A 23302-nucleotide genomic window follows, 5' to 3' on the forward strand; every position below is an offset into this window, starting at 1 on the left:
CGATAGAGGCGGCATCCTATCTTGCGACCTATCCTCACGACGGTTATACTGTTTTTGAAAAACAGTATAACCCTGGAGTCGAGCTATGAAGTCCATCGACCTCATGTATCAGACGATGCTCGCTGAGCTCGGTCAGCGCTCGCTCGACGCCGCTTGGACGGCCGATTTCCCTCCGGAGGGTCGGTTCACCCCGGCAAACATCAAGGGGCGCAAGTACTGGTATTTCGACATCCCGGATGGACATGGTGGTACGAAACGTCGTTACGTCGGTTCCGCTGATGATCCGGTTATCGCACAGCGCGTAGCTGATCATAAGCGGGACAAGGACGATCTACGCGCTCGCAGGCGCTTGGTAAATACCCTGACCCGCGAAGGCGGGATGATCGCCCCTGACGCCATGTCGGGCGATATCGTCGAGGCTCTTGCCGATGGCGGTCTCTTTCGGCTCCGGGGTATTCTCATAGGCACGGTGGCCTTTCAGTGCTATTCAGGACTGCTCGGTGTCCGTCTTCCCATGGCTGCGATCCTGACCGGCGATGCTGACATCGCCCAGGACTATGCCATCAGTCGGGAGGTCGAAGATAGTCTGCCTTCGATCCTTGAGTTGCTGCAGGGCGTCGACGCCAGCTTTCGTCCAGTTCCACATCGATCGGGAGCCGCGGTCTCGTCAGCGTTTCAGAATGCCGACGGCTACAGGGTTGAGTTCCTGACGTCGAACCGTGGTTCGGATGACTACATCGATCAGCCGGCGAAGATGCCCGCTCTTGGTGGCGCCAGCGCGGATCCACTGCGCTTTCTCGACTTCCTCATAAGGGAACCCGTCAGGACAATGCTGCTCCACCGAAGCGGTGTTCCGGTCGTCGTCCCTGATCCGTCCCGGTATGCCGTCCACAAGCTAATAGTCGCCAGCCGCCGAAACACGGACGGGCAGGGGCCGGCGAAGCGTGAGAAGGACATCCGACAAGCTGCGCTGCTCTTCGAAGCGCTGCAGCAGACAAGGCGATCTACTGACTTGGCGCTCGTCTACAACGAAGCATGGAGGCGCGGGCCTACATGGCGAGAAGGTATTCGAACCGGGGCGGGAATGCTGCCAGCACAAGATGCCGAGCGGCTCAACACGGTCCTGACCGAGGGCGGAAAAAGAAACGGCGAAGAAATTGAACTTCCGTTTGGAGAATAGGCCGTCTTTCAAGGCTAAGCAGTTGATTTGATTCGAAGTCGTGAAGACAATGAAGATGAATATGGTCCTGCGGGGTCCTGTGCCGAATATCTGCATCGCACGGTCTCAGATCTGGCCCCGGCCAGCGCCGGGCAGGCGAAGCGCTGATCTACATAGCAAGGGGGTCAATCGAGAAGATCGCGGTCGGCGACGTGCTCCTGATACGCAAGGGCGACGTCGTACCGGCCGACGGGGCTCTCGTCAGCGAAGTCGCGACGATCGACCAGGCGGTCCTGACCGGAGAGCCCTTAAGGGTGCGCATCGCGAGGGATGGCAACATTTCAAGTGGCGCTACGAACGAGGGGGACGTGATCGAAATCCGCGTTCTAAGTCGCGCCGAGACAGCACCTATGCCGGAATACCGGAATAGTGAGGCTCGTGGAAGCATCGAGGCGCTCCAAGGCGAAGCTGATGCGACTGGCCGACCGGTTCTCGGTGTGGTTCTTGTTCGCCACGGTAGCGATTGCAGGCGTCTCGGCGTTCATGTCCGGAGACCTGTCAAGGATCGTGGCCGTGCTGGTCGTCGCCACGCCCTGTCCGTTGATCCTGGCCGTACCCGTCGCACTTGCGAAGGAGGGCGTTCTGGTGAAGGGTGCGGGACCTCTCGAGGCACTCGTCCAGGCCACCGTGGCGGTGTTCGACAAGACGGGGACGCTCACCGCGGGACAGCCCGAAGTCGGCCACATCGAGGGATCGGAGCATCCTAACAGGATCCTGCGGCTGGCCGCCTCGCTGGACCAGGCGTCGGGCCATGTGGTCGGACGCGCGCTGGTGGACGAGGCGCATAGACGTGGGTTGGTAGTGAGCCGCCCATCGGAGGTGACCGAGACCGCGGGATCCGGAATCGTCGATGGCGTGCGCGTCGGCGTCGGAGGAGACGCCTATTTCGCAGAGGCGCCGCCGTCCGGGCCTAACGGGTCAGGCAGCGCAATGCGTGTCAAGGTAGTGTTTGACGGCACGCCGGCTGGCACGATCACGCTCGAAGACCGGCTTCAATACCTTCCGCCAGTCGGCGGGGCATTGCTTCAGGAGGCCATCGACGTCGCGGTCATTCTAACGCCCTTCGCGCCCTCTAATGGGCGAGAAGCACTAGTAGCTCGGCCTTGACGAGAAGTTCTCGAGTGACGCCGCCGAGGATGAACTCACGAAGCCGCGAATGGCCAAATCCGCCCGCGACCAGAAGGTCCGCCTTTCGTTCCAGCGCGGCCGATTGGATGGCGCCTGTCGCGGTCTCGCCGCCTGCCTGGATCGATACGTCATCCACGTCGAGTCCCGAATGCTTCAACGAAGAGATCAGGAGGGCGCGGTTCGCCTCGTCGATCTCCTTGTCGTCGGTGATCGAGATGACCTGCACCTTGATCGCGCGTTCGATGAAGACCCGTGCGCTGGAAAGGGCGCGCGCTGCGGTGGCGCTGCCGTCCCAGGCGACGGCGATCGTGTCCACACGAGAGTAGACGCTGGTGGCTGGAAATAGCACGAGCGGACGGCCGCTTCCGAATAGCAGCGTTTCGGAGAGTTGCCGGGAGAGCTCCGAGGCTTCGACGATGGAAAGGTCGTAGCACTTGGCAATTTCAGAAAAGCGTTCATAGACGAACGGTTCCCTGACCTCGAATCCGTGGATTCGCACCTCGAAGCCAGTTTCCGAAATAGCGTCGGCGATGTGTCCCCGCAGCGAAGTCCCGCTGTCCCGGCTATACCGTTCTGCTTGTCCCCGCCATGTCTCGACATCGATAACGGTGGGAAAGGGCGGATGGACCTGGGGGATCCGGACTTGTGGAATACTGGCGACGAGATGGGCGTCATTCTGCCTAGCGAGGCCGATAGCATTGTCGATTATGGCGAAGGAACTCGCGTCGGGATAGGTCGACAACGGGAGATGGAACTGCGGCTTCATGCTTGCCTCCTGAGGTTAAACTTCCGTCATGATGCATGCCGCTGAGAGAGTTCGCATTGCGCTTGGTCAAGGCCGCGGCGCAATGAAGCTCCTATAATCGCGCCTTCATCGAAGCTGGAGGATACGGCCATGACGATCAATCTGACGGAGATCAACCCCGGTGAGTGCTACCGCATCCTGGAGAACGAGCGTTTCGGTCATCTGGCATGCTGCAAGGATGGGCAGCTCTACGTGGCGGCGATCTATTTCGCCTTTTCCAACGGCGTCGCCTATAGCTTCACCATGCCCGGCAAAAAGCTCGACTGGATGCGGGGAACGACAAGGTCTGCCTACACATCGAGCAGCGTTCGAGCGCCGGCGGGTGGACGAGCATCGTCGTCGAAGGCAGGTTCGAGGAATTTCCTGACAGCGAGGCGCGACAAAGCGAACGGCTCCACGCGTGGTCTTCTCCAAAAGTATTCGGACTGGTGGGAAATCGGCTCTATGAAGCCCCAGGAGTTCCCCATGCCCGATGGCTCTCCTCATGTCTTCTACGGCATTGCCGTCACGGCCGTGTCGGGACGCAGTGCAGTCAGAACGGAATGACCGTCGATGCTCGAGCCGAACCCGCATCCCACAATCGGAGCACCACATGCCATATCTACGCGGCCTATATCCAAGCGCCACATCTAATTTCACCTCGCACCCGCGTTTCGCGCGGGCGCTCTGATTCAAGACGAGATCTTTGCCGGTCGGCCGCGGTCACTGCGGATTTGACGGCGTCCGCCGCCCGGCGAGGGCTTCGATGCTTTGAATTTCCGACTCGACTTGCCCGCAGTATCGACCACGGTGATGCGGTCGAGGTTCTTTCGGACTATGTCGAGGGCGAGCTGGAGGAGTATCCTAGAGAGGTGGCGCGACTGTGTGAGGCCGGGTCACGAACGTTGTCGCACGCCGCCGAAATGTGTCGCGACGTCGCCGCCGGTCAGGCCAACGAGGCTGAAGCGAAGACGGTCGTGTGAAGCCCGCGGCTCATCGGATGGTTCGCAAGACGAGCACGGTGCATGGTGCGCGCTGCACGACGTGGTCCACGACCGAGGCGAAGACGCGGTCGAGCACGTCGTCGCGGCGAGAGGCGATCACGGCGAGATCGGCGGCATCTCCTTTGCGATGGCGACGATGAGCTGCGACGGGTTGCCCGCTCGGACGTGTATAGAAGCAGGAGTCTCGGTCGACCGCGGGGCTTCCGAAAGCCTGGTCTCGGAGGCTCCCATCACCTCAACCGCCCAATCGTTCGGCGAGGCCGACGAGGGCAGGCCCTCCACCGCGTGAACGAGGTGGAGGCTTCCGTTGGGCGCGATCTGCGCGTGGGCCGTTTCGACGAGGTGGAGCATGCGTTGCCGGGATCCTCGGCCGATGGCGCCGTGGCGAACATGTCAGTATATGTCCTTGCCAGACAGGCTAACGAACTCGGTCGTCAGTCCGTCGTCATGCGCTTCCTTGAGAAGCCGATCGGCGCTCATGATGTCGAGACACATGGTGCCCGTGAAGGATTGCCGCAGGGCGCAGCAGAAGTGATCTCTCGCCCATGCCTGGCCTCGCGGCGTCGCCGCCGTCACTTCCCAGCGATCCTCGTCCCGACGTCCGAGAACAAGGTCTGCGGACGTTCGCTCGACGGGAGGAATGGTCGTGGCAGCGTTCGTTTCTGTCTTGCCGGTCTTTTCTTGTTCGCGCATGTCCGTCTCCTTTGGATGAGGTCGTGGCGCTGTGTCCAGGAGCCTATCTGTCCCCGGGCGTTTGTCTTTGACGAGCATCAATCCGGATGTTTGACCGGGATCAAGCCAAGGTGGGGAAGGTGGCGATACGACTGTGGCCTGCGGCGTCTGCCGGACGGACCTTCACGTCTGCGAAGGAGACCTCTCCCAGCCAAAGCTTCCTCTCGTTCCAGGGCATGAGATTGTCGGAACCGTGATCGCAACGGGCGAGGGCCTTCCTCGTCGCCTTGTCGGTCAAAAAGTCGGGGTACCTTGGCTGGGCCATACCTGCGGGCACTGCGCATATTGCCGAGAGGGTCGCGAGAACCTGTGCAACGATCCTGGCTTCACGGGTACACAATCGACGGCGGCTTTGCGGCCCATGCGGCGGCCGAGGCGGGCTACGCGTTCGAACTGCCTGAAGATGCGGACCCGGTGGCGACCGCGCCTCTTCTCTGCGCGGGCCTCATCGGGTGGCAATCCCTGAAGATGGCGGGCGAGGGGAGGACGATCGGCATCTATGGGTTCGGCGCGGCCGCCCACATCCTCGTGCAGGTGTGCAAGCATCGAGGCCAGAGCGTCTATGCGTTTGTGCTTCCCGGTGACGAGGCCGGACGGAAGTTCACGCTTGATCTTGGCGCCGTCTGGGCCGGGTTTTCCGGTGAAAAGCCGCCGGTGCCGCTCGACGCCGCCATCATCTTCGCGCCGGCCGGCGAGCTCGTGCCAATGGCGCTCGACGTGGTGCGGAAGGGCGGAACGGTGGTCTGCGGCGGCATCGACATGTCAGACATTCCGAGCATGCCCTATCGTCTGCTCTGGGGCGAGCGGCGGGTCGTCTCGGTGGCGAACCTGACGCGGAGCGACGGGGCGGAATTCTTCTCGATCGGGAAGGCGGCAGGGGTCAGATGCTTCACCAGCGTCTACCCCCTCGAGCATGCGAACGAGGCTCTCGACGATCTGCGCGCAGGCCGTGTCTCTGGAGCCGCCGTGATCGTTCCGTAGCCGATGTTCCCCTTGACAAGGATCAATGCGCTTTGCTTGCGCTACACAAAAGCTTCTTCGTCAAGACGTCCGCCGACAACCGGCGGCGCTTCCGCAAGGAGATCAGAGATGTCGCGTTCGTTGCTCGCCTTGGCGGCGCTCTTCATCGCAGGTGAGAGCCTATTGTCGGCTCCAGCCGTTGCAGACAGCCTGTCGCTCGCGCCGATGCTCCAGCGTGTCGTGCCGAGCGTCGTCAGCATCTCGGTGCAGGGCAGGGAACTCGACGACGCGGATGCAACGCTTGCTGATCCCTTCTACAGAAAGTTCTTCGGACTACCTGACGACGCTGCGCCGGCAGAGCACAGCTTCCAATCGGCCGGATCGGGTGTCGTCATCGACGAGGTCCACGGCTACATCGTCACCAACCAGCATGTCATAGCAAGCGCCTCAAAAATCGAGGTGGCGCTCTCCGACGGCCGACGCTTCCAAGCGAAACTTGTCGGCGCCGATCCCGAGACGGATGTCGCTGTCGTTCAAATTCCACCTGATCATCTTGTTCAAGCCGAGTTTGGAAGCGCGTCCTCGCTTCACGTCGGCGACGTCGTCGTGGCGATCGGGAATCCCTTCGGCCTGGGCCAGACCGCGACGATGGGCATCGTAAGCGCGCTTGGGCGCCGTGCCGTGGGATCGGAGGGGTACGAAGGATTCATTCAGACGGACGCGTCGACCAATCCCGGCAATTCGGGCGGCGCGCTTGTAAGCGAGGACGGCGTCGTGGTCGGGATCAATAGCGCGATCATCGGCCCCGCCGGAGGAAGCATCGGCATCGGTTTTGCGGTCCCAGCCGAGACTGTCGGCATCGTGATGCGGCAGCTCATCCTGACCGGCAAGTTGGTACGCGGCGAGGTGGGAATTTTAACGCAGGACCTGACGCCCGGTCTCGCAAAGGCGTTCGGCATCGATGAAGGGGCGGGCGCGCTGGTCAGCGAAGTCCTTCCGGGTTCACCGGCGGCAAATGCAGGAATTCAGCCGGGCGACGTCATTCGGATGGTCGACGGAAGGACGGTGCGCGGCGCGTCCGACGTTCGAAGGCTTGTGGGATCGCTACCGTTGCAGTCCAAGCCGTCCTTCCAGATCGACCGCGCGAGCCGAAGGATAGAAGCATTTCCCGTGGTGTCCGACGCACCGGTTGCCGAACCGGCTGCTCCGCGTACCATTCATATCGGCCGCGGCCCTCTCGCCGACGCCGAGATGGCGAACTCTCCCGATGGTCCCGGCGCCCGCGTCGTCGTCGTCGCCGAGGGTTCGGTCGCGGCACAGGCCGGCCTGCAGCCGGACGACGTTATCGTCGCTCTCGACCAGCAGCCGGTGACGGACGTCGGGCAACTCCTCTCAATACTCGTGAAGGAGCATGCCCGTGCTCTCATCACCGTCGTGAGGAACGGCCACCGCCTCTTCGTGGCCGCTGACGTGCAGACCCAGTAGCAGCCCGCAGACCGTGTTCTGTCCGCTGAAATTCCAAGGTCGCTCTCGTGCTTGATGAAGATCAACGACGAAAATCTGCGGCGCTGTCACGATCGGCACGTCGCAAACCTGAAGGAGGTTGTCATGAACGACATTCAACTCAGACAGAACATTCTCGACGAAATGGAATTCGAGCCCAGTATCGACGCGGCTGATATCGGCGTCGCGGTCGAAAGCGGGATCGTCACACTGACTGGTCACGCGCGCACCTACGCGGAGAAAGACGCCGCAGAGCGCGTGGTTAGTCGCGTCAAGGGCGTGCGCGGAATAGCTGCCGATATCGAGGTCCGGATTTTCGGGCCGAAGGAAACAGACGACGACGACATCGCCCGGCGAGCTGTCAAAATGCTCGACTGGAACGTTTCCGTGCCAAAGGATTCGGTGCAGGTGCGGGTCCTCAAAGGGTGGATCACCTTGCGGGGAGAGGTCGAGTGGCAATATCAAAAGAACGCTGCCTACGACGCCGTGCGGCATCTCGCCGGCGTAGTAGGGGTGTCCAACCTAGTGGAGCTGAAGCCGCATATTACGGCGGTGGATGTCAAGAAACGCATCGAGGATGCTTTCCAACGCGACGCCGCTCTTGAGGCCGATGCAATCAGAATCGACGTCCAAGGCAGAAAGGTAATCCTCTCCGGCAAGGTGAAGACCTGGTCGGAACGGCAGGCGGCGGAGCGCGCTGCATGGTCCGCTCCAGGGATCAGCACTCTCGACGACCGACTGACGGTCGGGTGATCGAATATCGGGATTGGCTAGACGTTACTGCTCTGCCCACACTCAGCAGCAAGGGCGCCGCTGAGCGCCCTTCGCATAGAGCCCAATTTCCTTGATCGACTTGCGCGCAGATCTCGTCTTCGGAATGAAATTCCGCACCACCCGTTGCAGAGCCTCCGTCGCGAGCACAAGGCGACCATTGTTGTTGTTGGAGAGCGACCTTGGGTGGCGACGTAGGCTGGGATCTTCCGCGAAGAAAGATATGAGTCCCCGCAACGGCAGCGCGATTGAGGTTCGGGTTTGATTTTTCTAAATTGAAATCCTGCTGTCGAGCAGAATCGCTATTAGGCCTCGCGGCGAGCAGCAGCCTGAGACGGGTCGACATCTCCGATGCAGTGTACGGCTTCTTCAGCCAGCCGGCGCCCGCTTCGATCTCCTTTTCCGCGGCATGGGGTTCAGAAAAGCCCGACGTCAGGAGAATTTTCACCCTCGGCCAGCGCTCCCGGACATTCCGGGCCAGTTCGTCGTCGTTCATTCCCGGCATGGCCACATCACTGAACAGGAGCGCTACGTCATGCCCCGCCTCCAGCTCCTTCAACGCGTCGATCCCGTTCGTAGCTTCGATCACGAAGTAGGCAAGCGTCTGCAGGCGGCTGACCGTCACTCGGCGAACTCTCGCGTCGTCCTCGACCACCGGGATAGTTTCCGTGCCCCGAGGCGGGGCTTCCTCAGCCCGCTGCTCGTTCGGATGAGAATCCTTTCCGGCGTCGGCGCGTGGAAGAAAGAGGCGCACCGTCGTCCCTTCGCCAAGTTCGCTGTAGAGCTGCAGGTGCCCTGCGGATTGCTTTGCGAAACCGTAGACCATGCTCAGCCCAAGCCCCGTTCCCGAGCCCGTCGGTTTCGCGGTGAAGAACGGTCGAAAGCCCTCTCCATCACATCGGACGTCATTCCGGTGCCGGTGTCGGTCACGGAAATGAGGACGTAGCTGCCGGGGCGGATCGCCGGGGTACATCCCGACATAGTCGAAGTCGATCTTGCAACAGAGCCCTTGCAGGCGGGCACCTCAAAGCAGACAGGAGCTGCGATGGAGGACAAGGCTTCGCAGGTTCTATCGAGCACGAAATACAGCACTGCTATCAAGCAGTTGGCAGGATCCGTGCTCTCACAATCCAACAAAAAGCGCTGATGAACGAACAAAAACTTTCGAACCAGTTTCTGTTGTTTTTCCCGGGCTTCTCGTCAACCAGTCTTATTCCGTTTCCTGCCACCTTAACTCATCATCTTCCGGAAAAGCGGCAGTTGGTTGCGAACATCCAGTGCCTCGGTCGGTGGACTCCGCTGAAGCGCCTATTTGAAGTCACTCTGCCCCAGATACGCTTCAATGCAGCTAGGAATGGGAAGCGATGAGCAAAGTGCGTAGGAGATCAAAGTTTCCCACTCCTTGTGGCCTGCCGAGGTCGGCGATCGATGACAGGCGTAATCGAGAGACACTGGCCTCCGAGACATCAATGCCGCTTGGGGGAGACGTATCTGACAACGTTGGTTGTAAATCCGCTTTTGTTTGCCGATGCACATTCAGTGCCATGGCTGGATCGCATGGTTCAGATACACGCAGATAGACATCGCGACCGATCGCGCGCGTGCCCGGCCTCGCCGAAAAGGTGCCAGATGTGACGGCAGCCTTGCATGCAAAGCTCGACGAGCACCGGGCGTTCGTGCGGGAGCGTGGAGAAGACTTGCCGGAAATCCAGAATTGGCGCTGGGCACGCTCCTCCTAGTGCGACAGAGGACCGGATTGGGTAGCGACTACCACCAGCCATACTGCCGCAGCTACGCCGGCACGCAGGAGAAAGGATTCGAGTGCGAGGTGGCAACCTCGCCTTCGACTTGGGGTGTCCCACGGCAATCGCAGCCTTTGCAGCGTCAGCTACCTGTTTCGAGTCCTGTTCGTTCTGCAAACGATGCGATCTTAAAACGTCCTGGAGAATGATCGCCGGGTCATGCTGCAGCCGTCAACGAGAGGCAGCTAAGGGTGAAGCCCGGTCCCATCGCCGTCAGGACAGTTCTCCTGGGTAGTCCTTGCGCAAGAAGCTTCTCGAGTACGAACAGCGCGGTTGGCGAGGACATGTTCCCATAGTCCGAGAGAACCTCACGTTCCTGGTCGAGGGTTCCCTGGCTTAGTTTAAGCGCCGATTCCAAGGCGGTGATAACCTTTGATCCACCGGGGTGGCACGCAAACCGGTCAACGTCGGCAGGAGCAAGATCTGATCGGGCGAGTATGGACGTTACGCCCTTCAGCACATGAGTTTCGGCGAACGGTGGTATCGCACGATCGAAGATCACGCCCAGACCCTCCGGATCGACGCTCCATCCCATGATGTCTAGCGTGTCGGGCCACGTATGCTGGCCTGCAAGTTCGACCTCGGCCAGACCGGTCTCACTAGCACGCACCACGCAGGCGGCGGCCCCGTCGCCGAAGAGGGCGGTCGCCACGATGTTCGCCTTCGTAAGCTTGTCCATGCGAAATGCCAACGTGCAGGTCTCGACGGCGACCACCAGCACGACTGAGCCTGGCCGGGATGCCGCCAGCCGTGACCCGATTGAAAGCCCAGAGACTCCGCCGGCACAGCCGAGGCCAAACACGGGAACCCGTTCGACATCGTCCCGGAAGCCCAGTTCTCGGCTTACCCTCGCTTCCAGACTAGGTGTCGCAATACCAGTCGAGGAGACGGTTACGATCGTGTCGACATCGCCTGCTGCAATGCCCGCCGACACGAGAGCCTTGCTGGCGGCGGCGACGAACATTGCACCCGCGCCCTCGATATGAGCGAGGTTTCGTTCGGGCCATCCCGACGTCTCGAGATACCACTCGATCGGCCGGACGGCATAGCGGCGCCGAATTCCCGAGGTTTCGAACACCCTTGCCAGCTTTTCGAAATCGCCAAATCGCGATGAGAACGCGGTGTGCGAGGCTCGCGCCGCGTCACGCTGGTCGATGACATGTGGCGGAACGGCGGTGCCGACGGATACCAGCTTGACGGGTTGCTGCATAAGACTCCTTGCGACGGCGCGGGAAGAATTTGGTACGCCGCGCGAGGACGAGACCGAACCGTAACGCCTCGATCCTCAATAAGTTGCAATGCGGGCGAGCCTGACGCCGCACTTCGTCGGAAGGCTTCAGAGACGACGACGCGTGAAGAATGCCTCCCGCGGCTTCGTGTCTGCCTTGATCCACGTCAATGCGCTCAACAAGTTGGCTCCGTAATTGTCCGATCGAAAAGGAGACAGCGCGATGCTTGCTAGAGACATCATGACGACCCCGTGACGACGCTCGACGAGGGACACAACGTCAGGGAAGCCGTCGAGATCGTCAACGCCAGCAAGATCGGCGCGGTGCCCGTCATCGATGGCGAAGGGCGGCTCACCGGCATCGTCACCGGGGAGACCTGCTGCGCCGGGTGGCGTCATCCTGGGCGAGACGGGCGGTACCGCATACGCGCGACCGCGAAGATGCACTGGCGGACTATGTGAAGGCCCGAAGCTGGCGCGTCAAGGACGTGATGTCGACGCCCGTCGTCAGCGCCGCCCCGAGCGCAACCGCGAGCCAGCTCGCAGAACTCCTGCAGGCCCACGACATCAAACACCGAACGGCAGACTCGCCGGCATAATCAGCCGTCACGACTTGATGCGAGCGCTTCTCGATGTTCGACGGCAGTGTACTGCTTCCGGCGACGAGGCCCTAGGGACGGCCGTTCGTGGCCGCCTGGAAACCGAGTTCGAAATAAGGTTCCCCATCGTCAATGCGACCGTCTCCGACGGGGCAGTGACCCTGAGGGGAGAGGTCGAGACGGAGCTGGAATGCTCGGCGGCCAGGGTGGCGGCGGAAAGCATCCGCGGCGTCGGCGGCGTGGTAAACAACATCACCCTGGCTACCGCATGGTGAGCTCTCTCAAACTATGAAATCGTCCCTGGAGTTTCCGTCATGTTTGTCAGGGTCATGCAAGACGCCGTCGCGTCGAGGTTTCTCCTCGTCATCCTGATCCTCATGGTGGGGACGGTCGTGAGCGTCCTACTGGTGAGGCCATCCGACGACTCCCGAACCGGGCGCGTCGAGCGCTCTCTCTGACCCGTGAGTGCGCGATGAACATCTGGCCCTCCAGGATTTAATTGTCCGGCCGCGTCCCGCAAATGGCGCGACGGATTCGATGCTCTCCGAACTATTCGGCTTCATCTGGCTGATGGGAAGGCGTCATCAGGCGTTGGTCGCAGGGCTGTCCCTGGCTCTTTTCGTTATCGGCGCGGCGCCTCTCGAACTCCAGCGCCGGATCGTCAATGAGGCGACCGAGCAAGCGTCATACCGGTCTCTTCTCTTTCTCGTCTCCCTCTATCTCGCGGTCGCAGTGTTGAAGGGCGCGATAAATTCACCTCCAACCTCTAAAGAAGCTGGGTGGGCGAAAAAAGCACGCTTTGGCTCGGGGCGCGCGTTCTGCATCGGGCCGAGACGCCGCCATCGGAATCCACGCTCGAGGGGGTTGAGCTGTCGATCGTCTTTGCGGAAGCGGAACCGGTGGGCAGTTTCGTTGGGACCAGCATCTCCGAGCCGCTACTCCAGATCGGCATCCTTGTCACCGTGGGCGGTTATCTGATCTATCTCCAGCCGCTGATGAGGATGGCCGTCGCAGCCACCTTCGCCCCGCAGATTGCGTTCGTCCCGATGTTAGGCTGCTCACCTGGCTTTTGGAGATGCCGCTCATACCCATGGCCTTGACCAAGTCGTCGACAGAACGAGTCGAGATTCCCTGGATATACGCTTCCTGGATAACGGCCGTCAGAGCTTTCTCTGCCATGCGGCGCGGTTCAAGGAAGCTCGGAAAGTAGCTGCCTTTGCGCAGCTTCGGAATGCGAAGCTCGACGGTGCCAGCCCGCGTCTCCCGATGTCACGGTAGCCATTGCGTTGTGCGAGCCGCATCGAGTTCTTCACACCGAAGTCTGCACCCGTAGCCGAGCCTACTTCCAGCTCCATCAGCCGCTCGGCAGCAAGACCGATCATCTCACGCAACAAATCTGCATCGGCACTCTTCTCAACAAGGGAGCGCACGTTCATCATGTCATTGGTCCTCGGTGATCTTTCCGTCAGGTTGGTCTTGAACAACCCGACCCTAGCGGAAAACACTGATGGCCGCCCGCAAAGCCGATCACCCGCTACAGCGCAACGAGAAGCGCGCGGGCGCTCGGCTTTACTCCCTACCGTCACCTACGCCACGTACTGGGACACGATCCGATAGAACGGCCACCTTTTCCCGCGTGCAAGTGGCCATATGGGGGTGGCGTAATAACCAGGCATACGCGAGGTCGGTATGGCAGGTTTGATCTCTCCTTCCAGGTCGCTCGCGTTATAGATCGCGACGACGCCGGGCACCGAGAACGCATCGCCGACATCGATGTTCAGGATTCGGGCATGTGGCTGGTCGGAGCGTCGCAATGCGATATGCAACATACCGCGGCGCCATGTCATCGACATACTGACCAACACCCGTCAGCAGACGTGGATCTTCGGTGCGCTTGTCCCGCTTGCCGACAAGTTTGGGCCGCAGCTCGACGGAATGGTCCTGCTGGCTCATTCGTAGAACTCCACACCCTTTCGCAACTCTTGCCATTGCGCGTCGTCGTGGCCGAAAATGATAGAAGCTCCCCGCTCCCGAAGAGCTTTCAGGCGAGCGAGTGCCTCTGCGGCGAGTTCGATGTTCCAAGTATTTCTCGGAGCGATACCGGTGTCGACGCTCGCCTGGAGCGGGGCAGCATCTGAAGCGAGTATAAATGAACCATCTTTTTCCAGCTCGACACGGGCGACGGTCATTCCGGGGGTATGACCCGGCATGGGCAGCAAGACGATGCGCCCGTCGCCAAAGACGTCATGCTCGGCATTGAAGGTCTGGAAACCCTGGGGCTGGTCCCATTCTCCTCGAAGATAGCCTTGATTTTCTGCACCGCTTGCCGTGGCGGCCTGCGCCTCCGCTTCGTGGCAGAGGATCGTTGCGCGCCGAAAGTACGCGTTGCAGCCGCAATGATCGGGATGCAGATGTGAACAGATCACAACATCTATGTCCTCGGGATCGAGAGCAAGAGTCTTCAACTGATGAACGACCGTCCGCTCTGGCGAAAAGATCGGGGTCATAACCTTGCTTAACCCACCCCATCGCGCGCCTGGATCGATGGCGGCCTCTGGATTGCATCCGCTATCGAACAGCGCGTTGCCTTGGGGATGGCGCATCAGGGTGGCGTGAACCGGCAATTCAATCGCTTCTTCCTTCAGCGCCCCAGGGACGTAGATGGACCGGCGCATACGAAGGCGGCCGGCCTCGAGAAAATGCATCTTCATCTTAAAGGTCCTCTCTTGCTAGCCAGTTCGCGGACGGCGTTGACGATGTTTTCATAGCCCGTACAACGACAGATGTTTCCTGAGAGCGCTTCCCTGATCTTATCATCGGTTTCCAGCGGATGGTGGCGAAGAAGGTCGATGATCGCCAACGATGAAACTGGGCCTACAAATTCGCATTGCAGGCCATGATGCTGGCGGAACGCTTCTTGGATTCGTCCGAGTATCGACGCTTCCCTGGCCATGGTTTCGATTTCGCTTCCGTCTGCCTGCACTGCAAGCATCAGACAGGAGCGTGCGCTCCTTCCATCGAGAATGACGGTGCAGGCACCGCAAACGCCATGTTCGCACCCGACATGGGTTCCGGTCAGGCAAAGGATCCTGGCGCAGGAAGTGGCTCAGCAGCGTTCGTGCTTCGATCGTGCGCGTCATATACGCTTCGTTGACGCTGACGGTGATCGTCTTCTCACTCATCTTGCTTGAAGCCTTTCGTGGTTCGCGCGGCTCCAGGCGGCGCGACGGGCCCGTTTGGCAAGGACGCCTGAGAGATGCCTGCGGTAATCTGCAGAGGCATGGATATCCGTGTTGGGCGTGAGGATTCCAGCCAGGCGATCCGCCACCGTATCGAGAGCCGGCTCGGAAACATCCGTCCCCTCGATGATGCCCTCGATCTCTTCAAGCCGCAGCGGGGTTTCACCAACGCCCATCATGCCAACGCGAACGTCAGACGCCCTGCCATCTACACAATGCAGCGTCGTCGCAAAGCAAGCGAGTGCGAAGTCCCCGTGGCGTTTTGCAAACTCCTCAAATCCCCATCCGGCATCCGGTCTCATCGCGTCGAGCTCGACGCGAATTACAAACTCGTCCGGTTCCAACGAGTTGACCAGCGATCCGACAAAAAAATCGGCTGCAGGTATTTCGCGTCTGCCGCGCTGAGAGGAGGCGATGACCGTCCCACCGAGGAACCGTGTCATCATCGGCATCTCGGTCGCTGGATCCGCATGCGCGACGCTGCCGCCGAAGGTGCCGCGGTTGCGCACGGTCATATGGGTGACGTGATGCATCGCCTCATGCACGATCGGCAAGTGTTGGCGGATGATCGGGTCTGTCGCGGTCAAGTGATGGCGTACCGTCGGCGCCGATTCTCACCCGATCTCCGTGCAGTTCGATCCGATCTCCATGAACCGACGTTACTACGCGCGGCGCCCAAAATCCCGCGGCCCTGCTCGGATGGATACGATCTCTCTGAGCAGTTCGAGGTTCTCGCCGGTCATGGTGGCCACGTCTTCGATCGTGCAGATATGCATCGAACGAGCCATCAGGCGGCCTTTTGCGCAGTGGAGACCGTCGGAAGCATATTCCACGGCAACAGGTCTTCAAGCCTATCTACCGGTTAATCTTTGATCTGGGTTAGGACGTCCGTGAGGTAGCTCTCGGGGTTGCGGCCATGCAGTTTGTCCGTTCCAATGATGGTCAAGATATTAGCGTTGCGCTATCCCGTTCGTAATTTGCATCGTGTAAGTCTTCACTCCTGATGCTCGTTCTCGGGCCGCGCCACGCAACGCGCGGCCCGTCTTTCGGTTTTCTCAACCCGGGAAATTGCTACTCGGATTGATTGATTATTACGAGTTTATATGCAACCTTCGGTACGATCGCCGACGGTCGGCGCACATCAGGAGGAAAAACCATGATCCGTACTAATGCAGTTGCAGCACTTGTGTTTGCTGTAGCAACCTCAGCTCTTGCTTTCGATGCAAGCAACTTCAAGGATTTTTCAAGCATCGCATCGGCTTCCAGCAGTTGGCAGAACCAGTCCGGCTCGACGATGATCATTCAAGTCGACTCGTTCGGAAATGTCTCCGGCCAATATGTAAACAGAGCCCAGGGCACCGGATGCCAGAACTCGCCCTATCCGCTAACAGGAAGGGTAAACGGGACGTTCATCGCATTTTCGGTCGGCTGGAACAATTCGACGGAGAACTGCAATTCCGCAACCGGATGGACCGGCTACGCACAGGTCAACGGCAACAACACTGAGATAGTCACGAGCTGGAACCTCGCTTACGAAGGCGGCTCCGGTCCGGCCATTGAGCAAGGACAAGACACTTTCCAGTACGTGCCGACGACTGAGAACAAAAGCCTCTTGAAGGATTAATCTCCTCTGCCCTGCCGGCGCTGGCCCGTCAGAGATTGTGGAGCAAGAATTCATCGAATATGGCCAAAGGCTTAGACGAAGCTGCTTTCCCTGCCGAATAAAAGCGCCGCGTGCTCGTCCGCGCGGCGCAAATCCTTATTTGATGAGTTCAATGCGGCCAAAACGGCAAGCTTTCCGGACAAAAGTAAGCATCCGAGGATGCGCCGCCTTGGGGCAAACGCGGCGATCTGATCAAGGTCGTTTGGCACGATGGCCAGGGGGCCTGCCTGTTCACGAAAAAATTGGAGCGAGGAAGGTTTATCTAGCGTGACGGCCAGGGCGCTTGTCTGTTCACGAAGAAGCTGGAGCGCGGCCGCTTCATCTGGCCGTCAGCCGCTGACGGCACGGTGGTGATCACACCGGCGCAGCTCGGTTATCTGCTCGAAGGTCTACAGAAATATCCCTGCTTGTGAGTCTGACGAATCATCACCGGACAAGATCGGGGTGCTGGATCCGAGCCATCCGTTATTTGGACGCTCCTTTAATGTGATGCGTGAGGTGGGACGTAGAGGCGGCAACTTCGCGCCGTCGTATGAGGTTGAACATCGTGGTGGATCGACCTTGCTGATACCCGTGTCTGCGACACAGGGATATGTCGAAGCCTGAAATACTGACGCGCGAAGGACACCATTCGCCCAATTGTGAGGAGAAGGTTTTGCCAATCACTGTGCAACGCCTCCGCCTTGCAGCGGGCATCTAGGTAAAGGCACAGCGCAACAGATGGACACACGAACCTAGTTTGCTCAGCGCCGTACAACTTGCCGCCAGGCTCGATATTCCCGTCAATTGGATTTACGTTCAAATCAGGCGGAAGCGCCTGCTCATCGACCAGCAATCAACCGGAGCATATTTGTTCCAAAATTCCCCAGCGGTCGTCAACGCGGTTCGCGACCTTCGCAACCGTACCATTCATCAACTCGATCTGAGAATCATTCAGCCTCACCAGGAGGGGCATCAACATGCGTTGTCGCTGGAGGGAATTGACTGGCGCGCACGGCAGGAAACCTGGCGCCCCAGCCGGGTTTGACTCAATTTTTGCATTGAGATTGTTGAGAAATCTGATTCAATGTCGTTATGACATTGCCGCCGCTTACCCTGCCATCGGACCTTGCCAGCGCTCATCCGGCGCTGCTGGCCGAACGTGCTGCGCGGCTGCAAGCTGAGGCGGACGCGGCCAACGCGAAGGCGCGGCTGTCGAGCATTGAGGCGCTCAACGTGCATTTGCAGTTGCTGATCGGCAAGCTGGAGCGCGAGAAGCACGGGCCGCGCCGCGAGCGCACGCAGCGGCTGATCGATCAGTTGGAATTTGCAGCTCGAAGAGCTCGTGGCGTAGGCCGCCGAGGACGAACTGAGCGTCCAAGAGGCCGCGGCCAGAACGCAGTCCGTGCGCGCCTTCGCCCGCAAGCGTCCAGTGCGCAAGGCGTCGCCCAAAGACGTCGAGCGCGCACGCATCGTCATCGAAGCGCCGACGGCATGTGCCTGCTGTGGCGGCTCGCGGCTGTCGAAGCTGGGCGAGGATGTGACGGAAACGCTGGAGGATATCCCGCGCCGATTCAAGGTGATCGAGACGGTGCGCGAGAAATTTACCTGCCGCGATTGCGAGGCGATCAGTCAGGCTCCCGCACCGTTCCATGCGACGCCCGCGCGGCTTCATCGGCCCTCAGTTGCTGGCGACGATCGTGTTCGACAAGTTCGGGCAGCACATCCCGCTGAACCGCCAGAGCACGCGGTTCAAATGTGAGGCATCGGTCCGTCGACCCAGACCCTGGCCGGTGAATGTTGATCCGAATGTCTTCGAGCTGCGGCAAATGCTGGAGCATCACTGTCGCACGGCATACCAGGAGGCAACGTAGCCGGCTGCGGCGACCCCATGCGAATGCGGGACGTCGCGGACGATGCTACCGACAATGGCGTCCCTTTGATCGACGCCATTCGGCCAGTTCGGCACGATGTAGCCGCGATAGCTGTAGATCCAGGTCTCGCCGGCCACATCGCCCTTTCCAGTGAATTGCAGCTCGACAGGGTCTCCCGGACGCACCGTACCGGTCAATTCCAGCGACCACCCGGGCCCACCAATGGTTCCGCCGACCTTGCGCCGAGCCAACTCGGTCAGCACCAGCGTTCCCTGGCCAAATTCCAGTGCATTGAAATCAACCGATAAATCGGGATTGTTGATCAGGCTGCGATAACTCCAAGTGCCAGTGAAGCTCATAGTTCCTCCCAATGGCGATCGACGCCCTAATGATGGCCGGAAACGGTGCCACCCTGGCCGTCCGGCAGGGTGATCCTGATGTTCTGCATCATGCCCTGGTCCTCATGATCGAGGATGTGGCAATGCAGAACGAACTCGCCGATATAGCGCTGGTAGTGCGTCCGCACGGTGATCGTGTAGCGCGCCGACGGATCGGTGCCGGGATTCTTGATCCACAGCGTGTCCTTCCAGACATTTTTCAAGCCTGGATATTGCGGATCGCCGTCGTCATCGGCGCCAAGCGCGCTGACATCGTTGCCGGCCGCATCGACAATTTTGATGATCTGAAACGGATTGACATGGATATGGAATGGGTGGCTGACGAAATCCGAGCGGAGCGTCCATTCGTCGACTCCGCTCAGCGGCAACGTCCGGTCGATGCGGTTGGGATCATAAGGTTTGCCGTCAACCTCGAAGAAGGTGGCACCCGGCTGTTTCACATCGATGTTAAACACCAGTTGCTGCTCGCCGGTGACCTCGCCCGCGTCGATGTCCGGATGGGGAATAAAGCTTGAGAGCGACATCTCGTTCTTGAGGTCATCGATAACCTTGCCGGCGACATTCTGTGACATCGTGCGCTCAGCCGCCGAAATCAGCCAATCCTGCAGATAGGTGCCGATCTCGCCATTGACGGCATGGCCGCCTACTGCAGTGACTATGCCGAGAAGCCGTCGGCTTGGAGCCTCCTGGTTGACGCTGGCCGCTGCCGGTGCGGCGCCATCGATGATGCAGTAGTCACCCGCTCCTGGCAACACCACCAGCGCGTCAACGCGGTAGCCCGGTTGCAGGATCGCTTGCTGCCGCATCTGCACCTGCGCCATTGTCAGCCCGTCCTGGGCCACCACCCCATACGGAATAGTATCCTTGCCGCAATTCTGATCGATCCATCTGTCGGTGTCCGCTGCCGCAAGCGTGCGGAACGCGGTCGTCCCGGTCTTGCGCCGGATTTCGAAATTGATGGTGTCGCGAACCCCGGCGTGTATCATCCGCCACCGCTCGACCGAGCCAGCCTCCGCTAATGCCAACTGACCAAGCACCTGGCCGTTGACGCTGGTGAAGCGGCCCGAAGCCGGCCAACTGCCAGGTCCGAACTGATCGTAGCTTTCGATGCCGCCCACCTGTCCTGGCTGGCAATCATAAGTGATGTCGCCATTGTTATCGGTGCAAGCATATTGAATCTGCTGTAGCACCAAAACCCGTTCGGCGATATCGGAGCCGCCCGGCTGCTTCAATAGGCGGTCGATATCGCCAGTCTCGGTCGGTGTCGGCATGCGATCGCCACGGATGATCAACGCCCCGGACATGCCACTCGACACCTGCAATGCGGTTGATCCGTGTAGGTGTGGGTGATACCAGAAGGTGCCGGCGGGATGCTCAACGGCGATGTTGTATTCATATTGGAACGAAACGCCGGGACGGATTGAGATCAGCACATTATCGCCATTGCCAGACGGATTTACCCAGAGACCGTGCGAATGCAGGTTGGTACCGTTGAAGCAATGGGGGGTATTGGCACTGCCACCGCCGATGCCGCAGGTGGAATCCTGAGGGAACAGGTTGTGAAGCGTTACCCGCACCGTCTGACCGGGCCGTAGATCGATGGTCGGTCCAACCAATGGCGTGTCGGCACCGGATAAGCCGGTCTGGCGGGCGTCTTGATAGCCGCGCAGTTTAACGTGGTCGTAGCGCGCCGTGGCCGGATTGTAGATCTGTCGGTCGAGATAGGTAGCGTTCATATCGAGCAGAACCTCGCCCGGAAATGTCTCCCGGCTTTGTTCGAAGGTTTTCAGCATCCCCTGGGATTTTGTGATAGGTTGCAGCATATAGGCCAGGGGGTTAGTCACGGCCCTGGCCTCTTGAGCGACTGCGAATAGCGCATGGGTGACCGAAAAAACGCTCGCCATACCGAAGATCGCAATTTTGTCAGACACAGACAAACAACCCTCCCAAACCTCTGCCCGGAGTTTTGTTCTCCCCGGGTCGAACCGCATCCACAAAGTTCTACTGCGTCACCATGCGTTCACCTGCAATTCGACTTTGACTCGCGCGCTTTCTCGGGAGAAGACAGCTGCCGCCGCGCGACGAGAAAGTTTCAAGACTCATGCCACTCTGGCCGGATCGAGCCTCAGAAGGAATCTTGTGCCTATGCTTCAAGGACTTCCACGAGAGCGCGGTAGGAAGTCGGGCGGAACAGCACCATGGCGCGCACCTGACAAACCTGACAGCAGGTGTAGTAGGCCCGACATTTTTGTGGGGAGCATCGTTACGTGCGGCAATACGCGTCTCACCTTGTTTGTTTGTCGAGCTGCACTCGAGCAACGCCTTGACGCTCATATCGCGGTCACCGCCGCGGGCATTAATGTCGGCGTCACATACCGTTCATCACACCGCCTAATCGGAGAGACACCACGGGCAGACTACGCCAGTTCTTCCGGCTCTCTGCGCTGCGCGATGATCTCGAAACAAGGTTGCTTGCTCAGGAGTATCGCGCCCTGCTCCTCGACGATCATTTCGACGACGGCAGGAGGGAGCCCTTCCACAATCTTCTCCTATGGACGTCTCTTATGGACGTCCAACGCGATATCTCAGATGCACGGAGCCGAGGCCAGCGGCTTCGGCGCTGATAAACGTGAGCCTCGCCCTGCCGGCAAGCCCATCCTCGCCGCCCTCGAATATGGCCGGTGTATTCGACTTGCCTCCGATCGCAGGGAAGATGACCAGGCTGACCTCGTCAACAAGACCCGCCTTCAAGAAATGGCCATTGGTTTGCGCCCCGCCTTCCAGCATCAAGCGCTTCACACCGAACTCGGTTCCAAGAAGGTCAAGCGCGTTTTTCAGATCGACGCCATCTTTCTCCGAGACGATATAGGAAACGCCAGCCTGGGTGAGGCCCGCCAGGTAAGCATCATCCACGTCAGATCCTGTCAGGACCACAAGGTGAGCTCCCTCAATGTCGCTCTTGTCCCAGCGTAGCCGACCGTCCTTATCCACGATGACAGCGAACTCGCCGGCGTCCGGGTTGGCGATATGGATCGGTCGCGCGGCTGTGCCGGTTGCTTGATAGGGGCGGTCGACGGCGTCCGCGAACTCTTCTCCCGTCGCTCTTCCCGAAAGCCAGGCGTCGGCACCGATCTTCTCATGCAGGCCGTCATAGATCTTCACGAGCTCATCGACCGAATGGCCGGTTGCCTCGGCCCAATCATTGACGATCAATCGGCCATCCAGCGGCGACATCATGTGACAGATTACATAGGGTCTGGGCATTGGATTACTCTCCTCTACAAACATTCCACCGTCAGTGACCTGACTTCAACCAGGCTGCGAATTTATCCATCCAGTCGGGGTGCCAGCGTGAAAGCGCCGGCCGGTTCAGGATCATGTCGTCGGCCGCCCAGCGGATCCTTCTGGCATCGATCGCAGACGTAACCGCGTTATCCGGACAGATGATGTAAAAATTCTCGTCGAGCAGACGGACCAGGAAGTATTCCACCAGTTGCTCTGCGGTCCATGCCTCATCGGGTTTCGCAATGCCCTGCGGCTTGAGTGCGATGTTCATGGGTGTCCACGTGTAGCCAGGGACGAGGAGATGAGCCGAAACACGACCTCCCGTCTCCTTCAGAAGCTCGTGCGACAGCTGTTCGGTCAGGACTTTGACAGCTGCCTTTGCCACCGAATATGCGGCGTTACCTGGAGGAGTCGTAATACCTTCCTTGGAGCCGAGGTTGACAACGGCCGACTGGCGACCGGCTTCGATCATGTAGGGCACGAAGACGTGTTGCGCGGCCAGAACACCTCCGAAGTTTACATCGATCTGGCGTCGCCACTTTGCAGGATTGTCCCAAGGGCCGGCTCCTTGCGTTATGCCCGCGTTGTTTACTAGGACGGCCACGTCGCCAAACCGCGAAATCGTTTCGTCCCGCAACCTGGTCAGTGCCGACAAATCTGATACGTCGCCGCTCACGATCAGGATGTCCGTGTCGAGTGTCGAAGTAACATCCTCAAGTGCGTCGGCGTCGAGATCCAGCAGCGCGAGCTTCATGCCGCGGGCCGCGAGAGCCCTCGCGATTGCCAAGCCGATGCCCTTCGCAGCTCCCGTGATGACCGCAACGCGGCCAGGAGCAACGACGCTGTTCATTCTCTCGCTCATTTTTTGTCTTTCCCGTCATTGGACCGTCACCGCTGGAAGGTGTGCCGGACAAGCCGTCGCCGTGGAATTTTTCTCCGAGAAGCGTGCCGGCCGATGGCACCAGCGCAGAGAAGTCCATCAACGCTACTCGGGCGCTTGGGTCGTCGGATCATATCCGCGGGCTGCGAACGACCGTTCGATCGCACTATAAGAATAGGGTAGCGCGACGGCTACTTGAAGTGAGCGGGATCGCACGCACCGATGAGCCGTGTTCACTCAAGGGCCTTCGTGAC

The 23302-nt window shown here is 59.9% G+C and carries 23 protein-coding genes and 8 pseudogenes; 14 read left to right on the forward strand and 17 right to left on the reverse strand.

The genetic code is table 11. The features are described 5' to 3' along the window. Positions 1-85: 85 nt before the first annotated feature. Positions 86-1180 (forward strand): nucleotidyltransferase family protein, encoded by a 1095-nt coding sequence (locus tag RHE_RS29485; RefSeq protein WP_011053293.1) that lies wholly within the window; start codon positions 86-88, stop codon positions 1178-1180. Positions 1181-1347: 167 nt separating this feature from the next. After that, a pseudogene (locus RHE_RS34665) lies at positions 1348-2215 on the forward strand (HAD-IC family P-type ATPase); the annotation flags it as partial. 76 nt (positions 2216-2291) lie between these two features. On the opposite strand, the gene RHE_RS29495 reads toward RHE_RS34665, so the two are convergent. Continuing rightward, complete coding sequence (locus RHE_RS29495; protein WP_008534144.1) at positions 2292-3113, reverse strand: universal stress protein; 822 nt, start codon at positions 3111-3113, stop codon at positions 2292-2294. Positions 3114-3242: 129 nt separating this feature from the next. On the opposite strand from RHE_RS29495, the pseudogene RHE_RS29500 reads away from it, so the two are divergent. Beyond that, positions 3243-3698, forward strand: a pseudogene (locus RHE_RS29500) (pyridoxamine 5'-phosphate oxidase family protein). Positions 3699-4124: 426 nt separating this feature from the next. Here the strand turns inward: RHE_RS29500 and RHE_RS34670 are convergent. The 3 genes from RHE_RS34670 to RHE_RS29515 are packed head-to-tail and all read right to left on the reverse strand — an operon-like array spanning position 4125 to position 4828. Then, positions 4125-4235 (reverse strand): hypothetical protein, encoded by a 111-nt coding sequence (locus RHE_RS34670; protein ID WP_237353325.1) that lies wholly within the window; start codon positions 4233-4235, stop codon positions 4125-4127. Continuing rightward, positions 4232-4486 (reverse strand): hypothetical protein, encoded by a 255-nt coding sequence (locus RHE_RS29510; protein ID WP_225880286.1) that lies wholly within the window; start codon positions 4484-4486, stop codon positions 4232-4234. Before RHE_RS29510 ends, RHE_RS34670 begins: the two co-directional genes overlap by 4 nt. A 42-nt stretch (positions 4487-4528) precedes the next feature. After that, positions 4529-4828 carry a hypothetical protein gene (locus RHE_RS29515; protein WP_029875516.1) on the reverse strand — a complete coding sequence of 100 codons (300 nt, stop codon included), beginning with the start codon at positions 4826-4828 and terminating at the stop codon, positions 4529-4531. A gap of 136 nt (positions 4829-4964) precedes the next feature. On the opposite strand from RHE_RS29515, the pseudogene RHE_RS29520 reads away from it, so the two are divergent. The 3 genes and pseudogenes from RHE_RS29520 to RHE_RS29530 all read left to right on the forward strand — a co-directional run. Further along, positions 4965-5848: pseudogene (locus tag RHE_RS29520) on the forward strand (zinc-binding alcohol dehydrogenase family protein); the annotation flags it as partial. Between the two features lie 108 nt (positions 5849-5956). After that, entirely contained in the window at positions 5957-7312 is a 1356-nt protein-coding gene (locus tag RHE_RS29525) for a trypsin-like peptidase domain-containing protein (RefSeq protein ID WP_011053299.1), read from the forward strand. 123 nt (positions 7313-7435) lie between these two features. Continuing rightward, entirely contained in the window at positions 7436-8083 is a 648-nt protein-coding gene (locus RHE_RS29530; RefSeq protein ID WP_011053300.1) for a BON domain-containing protein, read from the forward strand. On the opposite strand, the gene RHE_RS29535 is transcribed toward RHE_RS29530, so the two are convergent. Further along, complete coding sequence (locus tag RHE_RS29535; RefSeq protein WP_029875515.1) at positions 8049-8927, reverse strand: response regulator; 879 nt, start codon at positions 8925-8927, stop codon at positions 8049-8051. The two genes, RHE_RS29530 and RHE_RS29535, sit on opposite strands and share 35 nt — an antisense overlap. Before the next feature lie 775 nt (positions 8928-9702). Here RHE_RS29535 and RHE_RS32455 point away from each other — a divergent pair. Further along, positions 9703-9840, forward strand: coding sequence for a hypothetical protein (locus tag RHE_RS32455; protein ID WP_257784652.1), 138 nt, complete (start codon positions 9703-9705; stop codon positions 9838-9840). 220 nt (positions 9841-10060) lie between these two features. On the opposite strand, the gene RHE_RS29540 is transcribed toward RHE_RS32455, so the two are convergent. Beyond that, positions 10061-11113, reverse strand: a complete 1053-nt coding sequence (locus tag RHE_RS29540; RefSeq protein WP_008534153.1) for a type III polyketide synthase — start codon at positions 11111-11113, stop codon at positions 10061-10063. 270 nt (positions 11114-11383) lie between these two features. On the opposite strand from RHE_RS29540, the gene RHE_RS29545 reads away from it, so the two are divergent. The 3 genes from RHE_RS29545 to RHE_RS29555 all read left to right on the forward strand — a co-directional run bounded on the left by RHE_RS29545 (position 11384) and on the right by RHE_RS29555 (position 12830). Continuing rightward, complete coding sequence (locus RHE_RS29545) at positions 11384-11593, forward strand: CBS domain-containing protein (protein ID WP_008534154.1); 210 nt, start codon at positions 11384-11386, stop codon at positions 11591-11593. 154 nt (positions 11594-11747) lie between these two features. Beyond that, the gene (locus RHE_RS29550; protein ID WP_029875514.1) at positions 11748-12005 is read left to right on the forward strand and encodes a BON domain-containing protein; all 258 of its coding nucleotides are present in this window, start codon (positions 11748-11750) and stop codon (positions 12003-12005) included. Between the two features lie 504 nt (positions 12006-12509). Continuing rightward, positions 12510-12830 carry a hypothetical protein gene (locus RHE_RS29555; RefSeq protein WP_008534157.1) on the forward strand — a complete coding sequence of 107 codons (321 nt, stop codon included), beginning with the start codon at positions 12510-12512 and terminating at the stop codon, positions 12828-12830. Here the strand turns inward: RHE_RS29555 and RHE_RS29560 are convergent. From RHE_RS29560 to RHE_RS35220, 6 genes and pseudogenes are all read right to left on the reverse strand, one after another. Next, positions 12781-13169: pseudogene (locus RHE_RS29560) on the reverse strand (transposase); the annotation flags it as partial. The gene RHE_RS29555 and the pseudogene RHE_RS29560 overlap by 50 nt on opposite strands. Positions 13170-13358: 189 nt before the next feature. After that, positions 13359-13683, reverse strand: a pseudogene (locus RHE_RS32470) (xanthine dehydrogenase family protein molybdopterin-binding subunit); the annotation flags it as partial. Continuing rightward, positions 13680-14441 (reverse strand): N-acyl homoserine lactonase family protein, encoded by a 762-nt coding sequence (locus RHE_RS29570; protein WP_004674371.1) that lies wholly within the window; start codon positions 14439-14441, stop codon positions 13680-13682. The pseudogene RHE_RS32470 and the gene RHE_RS29570, both read right to left, overlap by 4 nt. Further along, positions 14438-14722 carry a (2Fe-2S)-binding protein gene (locus RHE_RS29575; RefSeq protein WP_004674373.1) on the reverse strand — a complete coding sequence of 95 codons (285 nt, stop codon included), beginning with the start codon at positions 14720-14722 and terminating at the stop codon, positions 14438-14440. The genes RHE_RS29570 and RHE_RS29575 overlap by 4 nt, the downstream gene beginning before the upstream one ends. A 186-nt stretch (positions 14723-14908) precedes the next feature. Next, positions 14909-15514 (reverse strand): FAD binding domain-containing protein, encoded by a 606-nt coding sequence (locus tag RHE_RS29580; RefSeq protein ID WP_237353339.1) that lies wholly within the window; start codon positions 15512-15514, stop codon positions 14909-14911. A gap of 242 nt (positions 15515-15756) precedes the next feature. Next, positions 15757-15930: pseudogene (locus RHE_RS35220) on the reverse strand (transposase domain-containing protein); the annotation flags it as partial. A 195-nt stretch (positions 15931-16125) separates the two neighbouring features. On the opposite strand from RHE_RS35220, the gene RHE_RS29585 reads away from it, so the two are divergent. The 4 genes and pseudogenes from RHE_RS29585 to RHE_RS32495 all read left to right on the forward strand — a co-directional run. Next, positions 16126-16593 (forward strand): avidin/streptavidin family protein, encoded by a 468-nt coding sequence (locus tag RHE_RS29585; RefSeq protein WP_004674376.1) that lies wholly within the window; start codon positions 16126-16128, stop codon positions 16591-16593. 212 nt (positions 16594-16805) lie between these two features. Further along, positions 16806-17045, forward strand: a pseudogene (tnpB, locus tag RHE_RS34920) (IS66 family insertion sequence element accessory protein TnpB); the annotation flags it as partial. A gap of 326 nt (positions 17046-17371) precedes the next feature. Next, on the forward strand, positions 17372-17659 hold the full coding sequence (locus RHE_RS32490; protein ID WP_008534161.1) for a hypothetical protein: 288 nt from the start codon (positions 17372-17374) through the stop codon (positions 17657-17659). Between the two features lie 47 nt (positions 17660-17706). Beyond that, positions 17707-18409: pseudogene (locus RHE_RS32495) on the forward strand (IS66 family transposase zinc-finger binding domain-containing protein); the annotation flags it as partial. A 42-nt stretch (positions 18410-18451) separates the two neighbouring features. Here the strand turns inward: RHE_RS32495 and RHE_RS29600 are convergent. The 5 genes from RHE_RS29600 to RHE_RS29615 form a co-directional block, all read right to left on the reverse strand. Further along, positions 18452-18844, reverse strand: a complete 393-nt coding sequence (locus RHE_RS29600) for a hypothetical protein (protein WP_004674379.1) — start codon at positions 18842-18844, stop codon at positions 18452-18454. Between the two features lie 26 nt (positions 18845-18870). Then, positions 18871-20820, reverse strand: coding sequence for a multicopper oxidase family protein (locus RHE_RS29605; RefSeq protein WP_018446454.1), 1950 nt, complete (start codon positions 20818-20820; stop codon positions 18871-18873). Positions 20821-21300: 480 nt separating this feature from the next. Continuing rightward, a complete protein-coding gene (locus RHE_RS34925; RefSeq protein WP_009982859.1) occupies positions 21301-21423 on the reverse strand; it encodes a hypothetical protein in 123 nt (40 codons plus the stop codon). A 22-nt stretch (positions 21424-21445) separates the two neighbouring features. Then, positions 21446-22147, reverse strand: coding sequence for a RibD family protein (locus tag RHE_RS29610; protein WP_004674381.1), 702 nt, complete (start codon positions 22145-22147; stop codon positions 21446-21448). Between the two features lie 31 nt (positions 22148-22178). Beyond that, a complete protein-coding gene (locus RHE_RS29615) occupies positions 22179-23030 on the reverse strand; it encodes an SDR family NAD(P)-dependent oxidoreductase (protein WP_009991591.1) in 852 nt (283 codons plus the stop codon). Between the last annotated feature and the right edge of the window lie 272 nt (positions 23031-23302).

The sequence above is a fragment of the Rhizobium etli CFN 42 genome (genome assembly GCF_000092045.1).
Lineage (GTDB): Bacteria > Pseudomonadota > Alphaproteobacteria > Rhizobiales > Rhizobiaceae > Rhizobium > Rhizobium etli.

What these genes read in the sequence shown, in the direction of transcription:
- RHE_RS29485 (WP_011053293.1), top strand. Translation starts at nt 86, where the DNA reads ATGAAGTCCATCGACCTCATGTATCAGACGATGCTCGCTGAGCTCGGT.
- RHE_RS29495 (WP_008534144.1), bottom strand. Translation starts at nt 3,113, where the DNA reads ATGAAGCCGCAGTTCCATCTCCCGTTGTCGACCTATCCCGACGCGAGT.
- RHE_RS29510 (WP_225880286.1), bottom strand. Translation starts at nt 4,486, where the DNA reads ATGCTCCACCTCGTCGAAACGGCCCACGCGCAGATCGCGCCCAACGGA.
- RHE_RS29515 (WP_029875516.1), bottom strand. Translation starts at nt 4,828, where the DNA reads ATGCGCGAACAAGAAAAGACCGGCAAGACAGAAACGAACGCTGCCACG.
- RHE_RS29525 (WP_011053299.1), top strand. Translation starts at nt 5,957, where the DNA reads ATGTCGCGTTCGTTGCTCGCCTTGGCGGCGCTCTTCATCGCAGGTGAG.
- RHE_RS29530 (WP_011053300.1), top strand. Translation starts at nt 7,436, where the DNA reads ATGAACGACATTCAACTCAGACAGAACATTCTCGACGAAATGGAATTC.
- RHE_RS29535 (WP_029875515.1), bottom strand. Translation starts at nt 8,927, where the DNA reads ATGGTCTACGGTTTCGCAAAGCAATCCGCAGGGCACCTGCAGCTCTAC.
- RHE_RS29540 (WP_008534153.1), bottom strand. Translation starts at nt 11,113, where the DNA reads ATGCAGCAACCCGTCAAGCTGGTATCCGTCGGCACCGCCGTTCCGCCA.
- RHE_RS29550 (WP_029875514.1), top strand. Translation starts at nt 11,748, where the DNA reads ATGCGAGCGCTTCTCGATGTTCGACGGCAGTGTACTGCTTCCGGCGAC.
- RHE_RS29570 (WP_004674371.1), bottom strand. Translation starts at nt 14,441, where the DNA reads ATGAAGATGCATTTTCTCGAGGCCGGCCGCCTTCGTATGCGCCGGTCC.
- RHE_RS29575 (WP_004674373.1), bottom strand. Translation starts at nt 14,722, where the DNA reads ATGCTTGCAGTGCAGGCAGACGGAAGCGAAATCGAAACCATGGCCAGG.
- RHE_RS29585 (WP_004674376.1), top strand. Translation starts at nt 16,126, where the DNA reads ATGATCCGTACTAATGCAGTTGCAGCACTTGTGTTTGCTGTAGCAACC.
- RHE_RS29600 (WP_004674379.1), bottom strand. Translation starts at nt 18,844, where the DNA reads ATGAGCTTCACTGGCACTTGGAGTTATCGCAGCCTGATCAACAATCCC.
- RHE_RS29610 (WP_004674381.1), bottom strand. Translation starts at nt 22,147, where the DNA reads ATGCCCAGACCCTATGTAATCTGTCACATGATGTCGCCGCTGGATGGC.
- RHE_RS29615 (WP_009991591.1), bottom strand. Translation starts at nt 23,030, where the DNA reads ATGAGCGAGAGAATGAACAGCGTCGTTGCTCCTGGCCGCGTTGCGGTC.